The organism is Achromobacter sp. JUb104 (assembly GCF_024806975.1).
GTDB classification, from domain to species: Bacteria; Pseudomonadota; Gammaproteobacteria; order Burkholderiales; family Burkholderiaceae_B; genus Achromobacter; species Achromobacter spanius.
The window spans coordinates 1272832-1287145 of sequence record NZ_JANUEY010000001.1 but is presented as its reverse complement, the minus strand read 5'-3'; the positions used below and the strand labels follow the sequence as shown (position 1 = coordinate 1287145).

At 65.6% G+C, this 14314-nt stretch carries 9 protein-coding genes; 6 read left to right on the top strand and 3 right to left on the bottom strand.

Annotated elements, in window-relative coordinates:
- Positions 1 to 9: 9 nt before the first annotated feature.
- Positions 10 to 204 carry a hypothetical protein gene (locus M2361_RS05930; RefSeq protein WP_259246926.1) on the bottom strand — a complete coding sequence of 65 codons (195 nt, stop codon included), beginning with the start codon at positions 202 to 204 and terminating at the stop codon, positions 10 to 12.
- Positions 205 to 545: 341 nt separating this feature from the next.
- On the opposite strand from M2361_RS05930, the gene M2361_RS05925 reads away from it, so the two are divergent.
- Positions 546 to 1040: a hypothetical protein gene (locus tag M2361_RS05925; RefSeq protein WP_259246925.1), complete on the top strand. Its 495-nt coding sequence runs from the start codon at positions 546 to 548 to the stop codon at positions 1038 to 1040.
- Positions 1041 to 1104: 64 nt separating this feature from the next.
- Here the strand turns inward: M2361_RS05925 and M2361_RS05920 are convergent, their stop codons facing one another.
- The gene (locus M2361_RS05920; protein ID WP_259246923.1) at positions 1105 to 1998 is read right to left on the bottom strand and encodes an oxidoreductase; all 894 of its coding nucleotides are present in this window, start codon (positions 1996 to 1998) and stop codon (positions 1105 to 1107) included.
- A 164-nt stretch (positions 1999 to 2162) separates the two neighbouring features.
- On the opposite strand from M2361_RS05920, the gene M2361_RS05915 reads away from it, so the two are divergent.
- The 5 genes from M2361_RS05915 to M2361_RS05895 all read left to right on the top strand — a co-directional run bounded on the left by M2361_RS05915 (position 2163) and on the right by M2361_RS05895 (position 7925).
- A complete protein-coding gene (locus M2361_RS05915; protein WP_259246922.1) occupies positions 2163 to 3095 on the top strand; it encodes a LysR family transcriptional regulator in 933 nt (310 codons plus the stop codon).
- A 243-nt stretch (positions 3096 to 3338) separates the two neighbouring features.
- Positions 3339 to 5366: an FUSC family protein gene (locus M2361_RS05910; RefSeq protein WP_259246921.1), complete on the top strand. Its 2028-nt coding sequence runs from the start codon at positions 3339 to 3341 to the stop codon at positions 5364 to 5366.
- On the top strand, positions 5356 to 5550 hold the full coding sequence (locus M2361_RS05905; protein ID WP_050446448.1) for a DUF1656 domain-containing protein: 195 nt from the start codon (positions 5356 to 5358) through the stop codon (positions 5548 to 5550). The genes M2361_RS05910 and M2361_RS05905 overlap by 11 nt, the downstream gene beginning before the upstream one ends.
- Positions 5543 to 6472 (top strand): HlyD family secretion protein, encoded by a 930-nt coding sequence (locus M2361_RS05900; protein ID WP_127184390.1) that lies wholly within the window; start codon positions 5543 to 5545, stop codon positions 6470 to 6472. Before M2361_RS05905 ends, M2361_RS05900 begins: the two co-directional genes overlap by 8 nt.
- 10 nt (positions 6473 to 6482) lie before the next feature.
- Positions 6483 to 7925, top strand: coding sequence for an efflux transporter outer membrane subunit (locus tag M2361_RS05895; RefSeq protein ID WP_259246917.1), 1443 nt, complete (start codon positions 6483 to 6485; stop codon positions 7923 to 7925).
- 40 nt (positions 7926 to 7965) lie between these two features.
- On the opposite strand, the gene M2361_RS05890 is transcribed toward M2361_RS05895, so the two are convergent.
- Positions 7966 to 14061: an autotransporter outer membrane beta-barrel domain-containing protein gene (locus M2361_RS05890; RefSeq protein ID WP_259246911.1), complete on the bottom strand. Its 6096-nt coding sequence runs from the start codon at positions 14059 to 14061 to the stop codon at positions 7966 to 7968.
- Positions 14062 to 14314: the final 253 nt, after the last annotated feature.

The following is a 14314-nucleotide window of genomic DNA, read 5'->3' as shown; positions in this document are numbered from 1 at the left end:
ACCAGGCCTCTACTGCGTTGCCAGCAATTCAAGTCGGCTCCAGATATCGGTAGACCCGGTTCTTTGACGATAGTCATAGATCACGGGCTTCCACTGCGCGTAGGTGCGGGCGGCGTGTACGCGGCCATAGTCTGCAAGCATGGGGCCGTAATGACCGCACTCGATTTCGAAGGCAAGCTCTTCGATGGCATTAAGAAGGTTCACGACCGGCTTGCTTGAATCAACCCTGGACTCGAAGGTCTCTGGGGTCACTCCGCTGGTCAATATCTGCATTTCCAGATCCACGACTCGATGGCGAATCTCTGCTATATACCTCGTTGTGTCCCTGTGCCTGTCTCTTTCGAATGCCTTCCGCGTAAGCGACCACTGGCGAGCCGCATATAGGATGCCCGCTAGAACCAGCACATGCCCTATCGCTGTAAGGACGATGCTCCATCGTTCATACTGAGTCATATCAACCTCGCTATCTGTCACCAACCGGGCAAGTGGTAGCACTTTAAATCGCGCCAAGCCTGATATCCCAACTCCCCCCTCTGCCCCCCATCATGCCCATCAACTTCCAACCGATCGAAGACGGTTTCATGGACCTCGTGCGCCCTCACCCCGCGTTCGCCGGTTGGCGCAAGCGCAAGCGTTGCCTGTGGCGCACGATTAACGAGGTGGAACAGGGCCTGGTACTCAACCGCTACAAGGACTCGTTCGAGAACCGGCAACTGGTCTCGATCGGCGTCTACGTTTCCGTACCGCATAAAGGCGAATGGCCCGTCTACGTGCCCAGCGAAGTCTGGGACAAGGGTCGGCTCTATCGACGTGCGTATCTCGTACCTGACCAGGGTCTGGTTCCGGAAGACACGTTTGCCAGCGGCGCGCCGGTGGCGCTGTGCGAACCCGAGGAACTACCCGCTTGGCTGGCCACGCTGCCGGACGATATCGACCAGCACATTGCGCCTTGGTTCAGGCAGTTCGAAACGCTGGAAGCCGCCACATACGACTATCAAATTCCGAAGTGGCGGCTACAGAAGGCCGGGCTGATTCCCTGAACTAACAATAGTGCCAGACTGCAATTTCGCAGCGGAATTGCAGTCTGACACCTTATCTCGTCGGTCAGCCCGGACCGTCGCTCGCAGCCGCAAGAAGCGGCACCAAGATGTCGCTGATCGGCGTCGGAACGCCATGCGCCCGGCCGCGACGCGCGATGATGCCGTTGCGAATATCCCATTCCAGTGGCCGGCCAGCTTCCCGATCCGCGAGGATGGACGTGCCCATGTCTGCGGGTGCCGACTGGAATTTGTCGAGAATCTCTTGCGGCACTTCGTCGCCAAGTTCAATGCCCTCTGCGCGTGCCACGGCCAAGCATTCCCGCAGGTAGGCCAGCGCCAGCCCGGCGATGTCAGGACGGCCGAACATGCCCGAGCGACGAGACGTGAGCACCATGAGTCCCGCCACGGCGTTCTGCATCAGCTTGCGCCAGGCGAGAGCGCTGAAGTTTTCGGCCAAGTCCACGTAGCACTGCGTGCCTTGCAGCGCTTCGGCCACGACGCGGGAAGCAGACGTATCAGGCAGCGTCAGGCGCACGTCGCCGCGCAGGCGTACCGAGCCATCGGATTGCGCCTGTGCCGGAAACCACACGACAGCGGGAACGATTCGTCCGCGTGGGGCGCGCGGTCCAACCTTCTCTAACTGCTCGAGCCCGTTCTGCAAGACGCACACGACTGTCTCTGGGCCGACCAGCACGGCGAGCCATTCGGCTGCCGCCTCGATCTGCGTGGTCTTGACGGCAAGGAAGACAAGATCAGCCGTTCGAGTAATCTGCGTTGGGATCGTCTTAACCGGACCGGGGACGGTCGTAGAGACGCCGCCCTCTAGCAGCGTCAGGTGATCGCGGGGAGTCCGTCCACACAGCAATGGCGTGCGGCCGACCTTATGCAGCATCGCCGCAACTGTGGTGCCGATCGCACCAGGACCCACTACAGCGATAGGGTTGGTTTCAGTGTTCATCAAAGCGGATTCCTTTGTGGGCCATCTCGCGTGTCGCAGGATGGATGCCGTGGTGGCGCCAATTATCCGTCCAGCTTGAATTGACGGCGAGCGTTGGGTAGATGCTTTGTTCGTTATTTAATACAAACTATGATTGCACAAAAGTAAATCAACAGAGGGCAGTCGTGCCACGTCCCGATCTCAATCTTCTTCTGGCGTTGGATGCACTGCTCGACGAGGGCAGCGTTATCGGCGCCGCGCGCCGCATGCACTTGAGTGCGCCGGCGATGAGCCGCACCTTGAGCCGCATCCGGGAGGCGCTGGGCGATCCCGTGTTCGTCCAGGTCGGCCGCAAGCTCATGCCTACACCCAAAGCGTTGGCACTGCGCGAACAGGTGCGGGCAGCGGTCGAACAGGCCTCGCAGGTGTTCGCTTCCGATGCCGAGATCGACCTGAAATCGCTGGATCGGCGTTTCAACGTGCGCGCCACCGATGAGTTTGTGAGTATCCATCTGGGCCATCTTCTGGATGCGATGGCGCGGGACATGCCACGGGCGATGCTGCGCTTTTCGCCGGAGGAAGACGACGTGGACGAAGAGGCGCTGCGCAATGGCCGCATCGACCTGTTCATCAGCGCGTCGCGCAAGCTGGGGCCCGAGATTCGTGTGCAGTCCCTGTTCACCACGACGTTCGTGGGTGTCGCGCGCGCCAACCATCCGATTTTCGACGACGAGATCACGCCCGAACGCCTTACGCGCTGGGAGCACATCAACGTGTCGCGGCGTGGCAAGGCCGCCGGGCCGCTGGATGACGCGCTGGAAGCGCAGGGCCTGCGCCGGCACGTCGCCCTGGTGGTGCCCAATCCGTACACGGCGCTGTTCGCATTGCAGGATTCGGATCTGCTGCTGCCCCTGCCCCGGCATCTGGCTAGCGCCGCGCTGTCCGCGGGCCTGCGCATTCGCGTGTTCGACCTGCCGACGCCGCTGGAAACGGTGCTGCTGACACAGGCCTGGCATCCGCGCCTGGAGGGTGATCCGGCCCATCAATGGCTGCGGAAAACCATCCATACGCTTTCCAACGAGAGCCAGGCACAGGCAGCCAAGCGCGCCAAGCCATAGGAAGGTGCTTGCCCCAATGCGTGCGTCTCACGCAATCGTTGGAGTGCAATAAATTCACTTTTCGGAATGATTAACCCTACCTACAGTGATGCGTATTGATCTCTGTAGAAGGGTTGCAACGTGCATTCGGCGAACGTGCCTGAACCAAATTCGGGCGTCTCTCCACGCCTTTCCCGGTTTCGGGAGGGCTTGGCGCGTGGACTGCCTTATCTTGATCTGACGGCGCCACGCGCAACCTACGTAATGCGTTCTATCCTGGCCGCTTGCCTGGCCTTGGTGGTGGCCTATCTGCTGGAACTGCATGCGCCCTACGCGGCGGCTTCCAGCGTGCTGCTCGTCATCAACCCTGTCCAGGGCGGCGTGATCGGCAAAGGGGTGTGGCGGGTGCTGGGCACGCTGGTCGGGATGCTGGCGGCCTTCGTGCTGATGAGCGCCTTCGGCCAAATGCCCTGGCTCTTTCTGTTCGGGTTTGGCGTATGGCTGGGGGTGTGCGTGGTGGGCATGACGCTGCTGCGTCATTTCCGGGCCTATGGCGCCACGCTGGCGGGCTATACCGTGGGCTTGGCGGCCTACGGCGCCATGCAGCATCCCGAACGCACCTTCGATCAGGTGATGGGGCGTGGCGCGTCCGTGCTGATCGGCGTGGTTTGTCTGGCGCTGGTGTCGGCCGTGTTCAGCAGCCGCAGCGTACATAGCCGCCTGGCCATACTGCTCGACCGCCTTGCGGCCGCGACGGCGGGCGTGTTGGCGACGCATCACCAGGCTATTCATGGCAGCGCGGAGCCGGGCGCCAAGCCCCTGGATGCCGGACGACGCTCGCTCATCACCGAGGTGTATGGCGTGGACGATCTGCTGGCGCTGGGCAAGGCCGAGTCCGCTGATCTGGCCCATCGTGCCGGCACGGTGCGGCACACGATGGTGTCGCTGTTTTCGGCCTTGGTGGGCGGCGCGCCGCCCCTGCGCGAACACAGCGCCGGTCTCGCTGCGCTGAGTGCGTTGCAGCCGGACTGGGAGGAAGCATGGCGGGAGGTCGCGCAGGCGCTGGCGCAGGAAAGCGGCCCGACCGGACACGGCCCGACCTCAACGACGCGAGCCATCGAGCGACTGAACGCCCTGCGCGCCCGGCTGGTGGCGATCCTGTCCGCGACCTCGCTGGACGATGCCTCCGAGCAAGCCGCCTTGATGATCGCAGGCGATCGCTTGATCGAGCAACTGGATGATTACCTGCAAGCCATCGAAGGTATCAAGCGCTTCCACCAAGCCACACCAACGCCGGCGCGCGTGTCCGTGCCATTTCACCGCGACACGGTGGCGGCTTTCCAGAATGGAGTGCGCGCCCTGCTCACTGTGTTGATGGGAGGCGCCTTCTGGATCGCCACCGGCTGGACGGAAGGCAACATGATGCTGGCGGGCTTGGCGGCGGCATGCGCCCTGCTGTCCACTGCGCCCAATCCCGCGCTGGGTGCGGCCGAATTCATCAAGGGCACGGTGGCCGCCGTGGCGATGGCCTTTCTGTGCACTTTCATCGTGCTGCCGCACGTCTCGCGCCTGCCGCTGCTGCTGGTGACCCTGAGCCTGTTCTGGCTGCCTGGCGTGTATGCCACCACGATGCCGCGCTATGCGCTGGCGGGCGTGGCCTATCTGGTGGCGTTCACGACCCTGGCGGCGGCGGACAACCCCATGCGCTACGACTTTGCACTGTTCCTCAATGGCGCGGTGGCCTGGATCCTGGCGACATGTTTCACGCTGCTGGGCTTCAAGATCGTGCTGCCGCGCAACGGGGCGCGCGACGTCACGCGCTTGCGCCAGCGCATCCGCGACGCGGCGCTGGCCACCTTGCGCAACGAGCCGCCCGATGCAGCGGCCTGGCAATGGCGCCAGCAACACCGCATCGCGCAACTTGGCGCCTTGCTCAGGACGCAGCCGCAGGCGATGGATCGCGCCATCGCCCAGGCGCTGACCAGCCTGCATCTGGGGCGGGAAATCCTGCGCCTGCGACGCTGGCTGCGCCAGGCGCGCCAGGACGCCGAATGGCCGCGCGTGGTGGCGCGCACGCTGCGCCATCTGCGCCAGCGGGCCGATGATCCCGCGCGGGCCGCACGCCATGCCCGCCGCGCAGCGACCTCCTTGGCGCGTTTGCCGGTGCGGTCCAACGCCACGATGGATGAGGTGCGGCGCGTGGCGGTCGTGCTGCTCGACATCGCCGCGCTGCTGGAACGCCATGCGAACGACGTTCCGTATTCCTCTGAAGGCCACACCCATGCTCAGTGAATTTTCTTTGGCCGGCATCTACCTGCCACCGTTCCTTGTGTACGCCTGCCTGGCGCTGCCTATCTATATGGGCCTTCGCTTCGTGTTGGTGCGTTGCGGGGTGCTGCGCTGGGTTTGGCATCCGGGCCTGTTCGAGTTCGCCATTTCCCTTTGTCTTGTTTCCCTGTTGGTGCTTTATGTCTGAACGTTCATTTCCCGCCAAGCTCCTGCTGCGCGCAGGCCTCACCCTGGCGGTGGTCGTTGCTGCCGGGTTTCTGGTCAGCGCGCTGTGGCGCGCCTACGTCGTCGCCCCCTGGACCCGCGATGGCCGTGTCAGCGCGCAGATTGTGCGTATCGCTCCCGAGGTGTCAGGCACCGTCGTCGAGGTCTCGGTCATGGACGATCAATACGTCAAACAAGGTGACCTGCTCTATCGCATCGACAATGCCAGCTTCGCGCTGGCGTTGGCCCAGGCCGAAGCACAGTTGGCATCCGCCGAGGTGTCCTTGCGCCAGAAAACCGACGAGGCGCGGCGGCGCCGGGGCATGGAAAGCCTGGTGCCGGCCGAAGACATCCAGCGGGCGAACCAGGCGGCCGCCATCGCCCGGGCCGACCTAAGCAGTGCACAGGTCGCCGTGGACAGGGCGAAGCTGGATCTCGCACGCACTGAACTGCGTGCGCCAACCGATGGCTACGTCACGCGCCTGCGATTGAACAAGGGCGACTACGCCGTGACGGGCCAGCCCAACATCGCCCTGATCGACGCCCACAGCTTCTGGATCACCGGCTACTTCGAGGAAACCAAACTGCGCGGCATCCAGCCCGGCGCGGCGGCGCGGATCCGCCTGATGGGGTACGACCAGGTGTTGCCGGGGCGGGTGGCCAGCATCGGGCGAGGCATTACCGACAGCAACCAGCAGGCCGACGCGCAAGGCCTGCCAAGCGTGGAGCCCAGCTTCAGTTGGGTGCGGCTGGCGCAGCGCATCCCGGTGCGCGTCGAATTCGAGCATGTCCCGCATGACGTCCTGCTGGCGGCCGGCATGACCGGCAGCATCGAGGTCACGCCCTCGCCAGGCGCGCCGGTGCCCCAGGGCCGGCTGATCTCGCTGCTACACCGCTGGATGTGAGGACAAGGCCATGCATGTACCTATCCCTCGCACCCAGTCGCGCCTTCGGCAGGCGCTGCTTCCTTCCCTGTTGGCATTCCTGACCGGCTGCACCACCGTGGGGCCGGACTACCGCACGCCGACGCTGGATGTGCCCGCGCACTGGATTGATGCCGACGCCGCCATGTCCGATGGCGACCACGATGGCCTGCGTACGTGGTGGCGCACCTTCCAGGATCCCTTGCTGGACCGCCTGGTCGAACAGACCCTGGCGCACAATCAGGATCTGGACATCGCCTTGGCACGCCTGCGCCAGGCACGCGCCGAGCGCGTGCAAATCGCCTCGGCCGCCTTGCCCGAGGTCTCGGCCGGAGCCGCCGGCGAAGCAACACGCGGCAGCAAGGCACTCAGCTCGCAGCCTGGCGGACAGGCGCGAGCCTGGCATCTGGGCTTGGATGCGAGTTGGGAGCTGGACCTGTTCGGCGGCACGCGCCGCGCGGTCGAGGCCGCCGATGCCGGCATCCAGGCGTTGGCCGAGGACCATCGTGCGCTGCAAGTAAGTCTGGTCGCCGAACTGGTGGCCGATTACGCCGGGCTGCGTGCCGCGCAACTGCGCCTGGCCATCGCACAAGACAACATTCGTACGCTGGCCGAAACCGAGCGCTTGGCCGAACAAGCGCACCGCAGTGGCCTGGGCACGCTGGCCGACGTCACCCTGGCACGCGCCGAGCGCGAAACCGCCGAGGCGCAGCCGCCCTTGCTGGACGCGGAAATCGCCCGTTTCAGCCATGCCATCGGTGTGCTGGCGGGCGGGTTTCCCGGGGACTGGCATGCCGACCTCTCAACTTCCGCGCCGGCTTTGCCCATGCCAGCCGACCTGCCTCTGTCACTGCCGTCGGACGTCATTCGCCAACGCCCCGACCTGCGCGCCGACGAACGACGCCTGGCCGCCGCCACCGCGCAAATCGGCGTGGCGCAGGCCGCACGCTTTCCCACATTCCGTATTCCCTTGGGGCTGGGCACCACCGCCAGCGTCATCCACGACCTGTTCTCAGGCGCCAGCCTGGCGTGGTCGGCGGCCGCGCAGGGCAGCCAGTCGCTCTACGACGCCGGCCGCGCGCGCGCAGGCGTGACCGCGGCACAGGCCAACGCCGACGCCGTGCGGCGCGTCTACGAACGGGACGTACGTTTGGCGCTGCGCGACGTGGAAGACGCCTTGACCGCATGGACCAGCCAACGCCAACGACAAGCCGCGTTGCAGAAGGCCGCGGCCGCCAGCCAACAAGCCCTGGAACAGACCCGCCAACTCTACGCGCGCGGGTTGAGCGCTTACCTGCCGGTGCTGGTGGCGCAGCGCAGCCTGAACCAGGCACGCGATGCGTTGGCCATCAGCCAGTTGGCGCAATTGCAAGGAGGCATTGCCTTGTACAAGGCGTTGGGGGCTGGGTCGTCGGACGCGGCATTGGCCCCTTAGATGCCGGGGTAAGCAGCCGGCACGTTGAAGCCGCCCACCCTTAAAACGGCACCATCACCTTCAACGTCCCGCTGTGGCTGCGCACGTGCTCGGAAAACTGCCCGTCATACTGCAACCGAAAATCCACGCCCCCTGCTCGCATCACATGCAAGCCCGCCCCAACCTTCCCCACCACATCATCAATAGGCAGCGTCGTATCAAACGACCCCGTCCCGGCTGGGGCGCCGCGCAGGCGTGCGCTGGACGTCCAGTCATTCTTCGACAGGAACGACACACCCGCGTACAGGAACGGCCGCAGTATGGCGCCATCGGGCAGCTCTGCGCGTCCGCCGAATTCGATCATGGGTGACAGGCCCAGGATGAACTGGTCGCTGCCGTCCACCGACAAGGCCAGCGGGTTTGATCCCGACTCCTGGTATCCCGGCATGCGGGTGTAGCTGGCGTCGACGTCCAGGTAGGGCTTCACATACATGTTGTCGTAAGCGAAGGTGCGGGCGGCGCGCAGGCGCGCGTTGAAGCCGTAGACATCGGGATGGCTGGTCAGCGTGTCTTGGTATCCCGCGATGTCGATGTTGCGATCCATGCGATAGCCGCCGTAGCCGCCGCCCACCGCCGCCGAGAACACCCACTGCCCTTCCTCGCGCTTGACCACCGCGCCGACATAGCCGCTGTCGCCATCGCCGCGCACGTTGCCGTTGGTGGCGCGCACTTTGCTGTTTTCATAGGCAGCCGAGCCGCCCACGAACCAGCCCGGGCTGACTTCACGCTGGCCACCAAACTGGTAAGTCACCGTGTCGTAGCTGAAACCCGTCGTGCCCTTGCTGCCGTCCTGGTCGGTAGTGCGCCCCGTGACCTGGCCCCAGAAGCAATTCTGCTCGCCGGTAAATGCGTCGACGCCGGTGAACGTGGGGCACGACATCATTGCGCCGGTGAATTGCCCAAGGTTTGCGGCCGACTGCACGGCGGGCGCGGCCGTGACGCCCGGCGACAGGTTGGCCACGCTGTCTTGATAGGCGCCCGCCCCCACACGCGAAGCCTGGTCCAACTGGCCGAACAGCGGCGCCAGGGCAGAATTGCCGCCGGCGTCCCAGATGCGCTGAAGGTGATTCGCCACCTGCCCCTGGTTTGACTTCAGTTGCATAGCCGACGCATTGAAGTTAGCGGCCGACACGCGGATGCGGGTGTCCTGGCCGACCTGGCGCGTTGTGTAATCGAAGACGGGGCTGTCCATGGCGTCCGCGCTGCCTTGGGAATCGCCCTGCACCGTCAGCACTGTCAGCTCGCGGTCGGGCAAAAGCGCGGCGGCCAGCACGTCGATCTTGCCGTTCAGGTCGCCATTGCCTTGCACCACCATCCGTGACGCGCGCATCTTGTCGAAATCCACGTCGGCGCGCAGGACGCCGCTATCGGCCTGCCGGAAATTGCCGCTTACGGTCAGGGTCTGAAATTGGCCTGGCGAGCCAATCACGATCAGCCCCGAGTTGATGACGTTGGCCTGGTACGCAACGGCCGCGTTGGCAACGCCGCCTGGCTGCACGTAGATATTGCACGCGCCGGTGGAATCGCTGTTGCCGCAAAAGACGTTGCCGCTGACGGTACCGGTGTTGTTCAGGGTAAGAAAGGAACCCGCCGCCGTTGTGGAATCGCCATTGAACATCAACGCCGTGTTCGACAGCGCGCTCAGTGAGCCGCCTGCATTGACGTTGACGACGTTGTTGCGGCCGTCCAGTATCCACACGCCCTTGCCGCTGTTGGTGCCGCCCACCACGCTGCCGTTGATGTTGACCGTGGCGCTCTGTTCGCCTTGTCCGCCCTGGCTTTGCGCCATGATGCCCGTGGAATCCGAACCCTTTGCGCTAAGCGTTCCGCTTTGGTTGACGGTGACGCTGCTTGCGTAGCCCGCGCTGCTGCTTACCGATCCCGCAAAGCCGCCCTGCGGGCCGCCGGCCAGGCCGCCGCCACCGCCGATGGACTGCGCGATGATGCCGTAGGAATTGGCGCCCACGGTCGACAGGTTTCCGTTAAAGGAAACCGATACGCTGCCGGCGCTGCTGGAGTTGAACGTGCTAGGCAGAAACCCGGCCGAGTTCGTGGTGATCAGCTTTGTCGTGTCGCCCAGGATGCCGCCGCCGTCGGCGATGGACTGCGCCACGATGCCGTGCGCGCCCGCGCCATGCGTGTTCAGGGTGTATTGCAGGTCCAGGTTCACCGAACCGCCATTGGAATTGCCCCCGCCCAAGACCGTCGTGCCCACGCCGGTTGCGGTGCCGGACGAAACGATGCCCCCGCCGCCGCCGATTGATTGCGCGATAACGCCAATCGCCCGATCGCCATAGGTGTTCAGGTTCAGGCCGACGGACGCATTGATAGGGCCGCCCGTGCCGCCGACGCCCGCGCTGCCCGCGTGCAGGTTGAATTGCTGGCTGCCCGGGCTTGTGGCGGATGCCGTGCTGCCGGCCATTGCAATACCGCCGCCCCCGCCGATGGACTGCAACACCAGCCCGTGGGCGCTGTCGCCGTTGGTCTGGATGGAGGCATAGCTGCCACCGGTTACCGTGACGTTGCCGCCCGCTCCGCCGCTGCCACCCGTGGCCCCAACACGCAGCGAGCCCTTGGCCAGCGGCGATCCGGTGGCGCCCATTCCGCCGCCGCCGCCAATGGACTGCATGACGATGCCCATGGCGCCATAGCCAGACGTGTTGAAGCTGTTGGTGCCGTTGCCATTCAGGAAGGCATTGATGCTGCCGCCCGCGCCGCCGGACCCGCCGGAACCGCCCACCGAAATCGACACGTTGGATGAAGAAATGCTGGATGACGCGGTCGATGCGCCGCCCGCGCCGCCGCCACCGCCAATGGATTGCAGTACCGCCGCGTCCGCGTAGTCCCCGTACGTATTTGTGGAAGCGCCAAGGCTGGCGGCCGTGGAAGAGGTTCCGATTGCGCCGCCATTGCCGCCGGCGCCACCATTGCCGCCAACCGAGACGTTGAACTGGTACGTCGTGCCGGAATCGCCCAGCGAGTCCGATGCGCTGTTCTCGCTGGTGCCGCCCACCGCGCCGCCCAGGCCGCCCGAGCCGCCAATGCTCTGCACCAGCAAGCCGTCTGCATCCGCGCCATGGGTGGTGACACTGCCATCGCTGTTCAGATTGATGGTGCCGCCGTAGCCACCACCGGTACCGCCACGGCCGACCGACACGGTGCCCCGGACGTCGGTCGAGCCGTCTTCGCTGTCGCTATTGACGGCAAGCCCGACCTGACCGCCTTGCGACGAACCGCCGCCACCGCCGATGGACTGAACCAGCACCGCGCGCGCGCCATCGCCGTGGGTGACGACCGTGCTGGACGGATCGATCGTAAGCGACGCCGTGCCGCCCTGCCCGCCGGCGCCGCCGATGCCGCCTACGTTCGCCGTGATGGAGACGTTGGCATCTACATTGGGGCTACGTCCGGTGGCGGAGCCCACGCCGCCCGACCCGCCGCCGCCGCCGATGCTTTGCAGCACCAGGGCGTTCGCCGAGTCTCCCCACGTGGTGATGGTGCTGCCCGCCAGGCTAAGCGTGGCATTGCCGCCGTAGCTGCCGGGCCCGCCGCTGCCACCCACTGACGACTGAACGGTGCCGCCCACGGAATCGCCGGTGCCAACCACCGTCGACATCGCCGAGGCGCTGCCGCCCAGGCCGCCGCCGCCGCCGATGGATTGCACCAGAACGCCCTGCGAGTTGGCGCCGTAGGTGGTCAGAATCGAATTGTTGATGGCCGACGACGCCGTGCCACCTGCGCCGCCCGTTGCGCCGGAACCGCCCATTGCAAACGTCACCGCAACGCCAAAGGACGCATCCTCGTCCGGAACGGCAATCGCCAGGGCCTTCGCCACGGAGGCGCCACCTGCTCCGCCACCGCCGCCTATGGATTGGACGACCACGCCGTGCGCGTCGCCATTGGTGGTGCCCGACGACCCTGTCGTCAGGCTTGCGTTGGAAACATTGCCCACTGCGGTACCGCCCGCGCCGCCGCTGCCGCCGGTGCCACCCACCGCGACGGCGATGGCAAACCCCACGCCGGCGTCGTAGGAAGACGCCGCGCCGCCGGTCCCGCCGCCGCCACCGATGGACTGCGACACGATGCCGTAGGCATGGTCGCCGCTGGTATTCAATGCGTAGCCGTTCAGGCCGACGGTGGACGAGCCGCCGTTGCCGCCGCCCCCACCCTGGCCACCGATAACAGCCACGCCGCTTGCCGCGCCGCCGTCCCCGCCGCCACCGCCGATGGACTGGCCCAACATTCCTATCGATCCCGTCCCGCTGGTGGTCAACGCGCCGGACTGACTGATATTGACCGTGCCCCCAGAGACCGCCGTGCCGCCGGCCCCGCCCAACGCGATGATGCCGCTGCTGACGCCCGCGGTTCCACCCCCGCCGCCGATGGCCTGCGCCGATATGCCGTGTGAAGACTGCCCAGAGGTCGAGATCGACGACTGGCTGTTGATCATGACCGAGCCGCTGGCCCCGCCGATACCCGCATTCGCGCCGGCGTTGCCGAACAATTCGAAGTTGCCGGTGGTGACGCCACCGACGCCGCCCATGGACTGGCCGAGGATGCCGATGGAGTTGTCGTTCCAGGTCTGGATGGAGCCGCCGGTGGTTGTCACGGTGACTGCCTCGCCGGCGCCGCCGCTGCCGGCATTCTCGGGCGTGAAGTCGACGATGCCACTGCTGGTCTCGACACCGCCACCCGCGCCGCCCTGGCTGATCGCCGAAATGCCGTGCGACTGCACGCCATTGGTCTGGATGCTGGCGTTGCCGTTCATGGTGATGTTGACCGTGCCGCCGTTGCCGCCGACCGCGCCGTTGCTGTCTTCGCGGCCCGCGCCGCCATTACCGCCCAGCGTGATCACATTGACACCGGGCAGGTAGTCGCCGGAGGTCGTCACCGACGACCCGCTGTTCAGCGTGACGGCGGTCGTGGTGTTGCCGTTGCCGCCACCGTATCCGCCGATCTCGCCGGTGGTGTTGGTGATCGTCTGCGGGCCCATGCCCCCATTGCCACCAAGCCCGATGACGACGATCCCGCCAGACGCCTTCGTCAGGCTGGTGGGCGCCACCGTCGACGTGCTGGCCACGGAGACCTGGCCGCTGTTGACGACGCTCATCGCGCCGAATTGGCCACCGGTGCCGCCGTTGTCGCTGCCGTCCTGGGACGTCATACCGTTGCCGCCCTGGCTCAGGATATACAGCCCGCGCACGCTGCCCAGGGCAGAGCCGTTGACGTTCACCGATACGTTGCCGGTGTTGGTGATGAGGGTGGGATTTGAGTAATTGGTCGCTCCGGCGCTGGCGCCGCTGCCGTTGGCATGCCCGCCATCGCCGGCGATGGATTCAGCGCCGATGCCCCAGGCATAGCGCCCGGCGGTACCGGTGACCGAGACCGAGGCGCTGTTGTTGATATTGACGATATTGCTGCCACCGCCATTGCCGCCGTTCTGATCGCCCGTCGCCGCACTGTCCTGGTTTCCGCCCACGACGCCGATGCTGGCGCCGTAGATACCCACGCCGCCATACGGCAGGTTCGACACGCTGATGTTGCCGCTATTCGTAACCGTGACGGCTGACCCATCGCCGCCCTGGCCGCCGTTGCCCCCGCCAATCACCGTGTCGCTGGCGTTGGCGCCAATACCGCCGACCGAGGCGCCATAGATGCCGAACTGCGATCCCGAATCCGCCCAGATGCCGGGTCCGCTGCCTTGCCCGCTGGCGGTCGGCGCGTTCTGCACCGTGATTGTCCCGCCGTTGTTGTTGATGGTGATGGTGCCGCCGTTACCGCCGTTTGTTGCGTTATTGCTGGTGTCGCTGGACCCCATGCCGCCGGTAAGCCGAACGAAGATGCCGCCCTGTGGGGCGCTGGGCTGCAACACTGCGCCGTTGTTGATCACCGTGTAGTTGCCACCGTAGTCGCCGATGTTGTCGCCGGTGCCCGCGCTGGCGGTATTGGTGACGTTGACCTGCGCCCCTGCCCCGCCCTGGCTGGACGAAATGGTGCAGGTGGCGGAATTGGAGGGATTGGTATCGACCGCCGGGCAACTCAACGCCGCGACGGCAGGCTGCGCCAGGATCAGGCCGACCGCAGTGACCGAGAACATCCCTAGCCAGTTCGCGGGGCGCGGCAGCGACCGGCGCGGTTCAAAACCAGGGCACAGAGCGGCCCCTGCGCGCAAAGTCCGCTTAGCGGTCGCCTTCTTCATCTTCAACCCCTTGCAGCAAGCCCGTAACAACAGGCCGCATTAGTTTTCTGATTAATTCTGATCTCGGGGATTTTTAGCACGCAGGACGGAGGCGAGTTTTACTGCTTCGACGAAACGTACTTTTCAGTCGACGAATCGGTGCCAGGTTTGT

What these genes read in the sequence shown, in the direction of transcription:
- M2361_RS05890 (WP_259246911.1), bottom strand. Translation starts at nt 14,061, where the DNA reads ATGTTCTCGGTCACTGCGGTCGGCCTGATCCTGGCGCAGCCTGCCGTC.
- M2361_RS05900 (WP_127184390.1), top strand. Translation starts at nt 5,543, where the DNA reads ATGTCTGAACGTTCATTTCCCGCCAAGCTCCTGCTGCGCGCAGGCCTC.
- M2361_RS05895 (WP_259246917.1), top strand. Translation starts at nt 6,483, where the DNA reads ATGCATGTACCTATCCCTCGCACCCAGTCGCGCCTTCGGCAGGCGCTG.
- M2361_RS05925 (WP_259246925.1), top strand. Translation starts at nt 546, where the DNA reads ATGCCCATCAACTTCCAACCGATCGAAGACGGTTTCATGGACCTCGTG.
- M2361_RS05920 (WP_259246923.1), bottom strand. Translation starts at nt 1,998, where the DNA reads ATGAACACTGAAACCAACCCTATCGCTGTAGTGGGTCCTGGTGCGATC.
- M2361_RS05905 (WP_050446448.1), top strand. Translation starts at nt 5,356, where the DNA reads ATGCTCAGTGAATTTTCTTTGGCCGGCATCTACCTGCCACCGTTCCTT.
- M2361_RS05910 (WP_259246921.1), top strand. Translation starts at nt 3,339, where the DNA reads ATGCGTTCTATCCTGGCCGCTTGCCTGGCCTTGGTGGTGGCCTATCTG.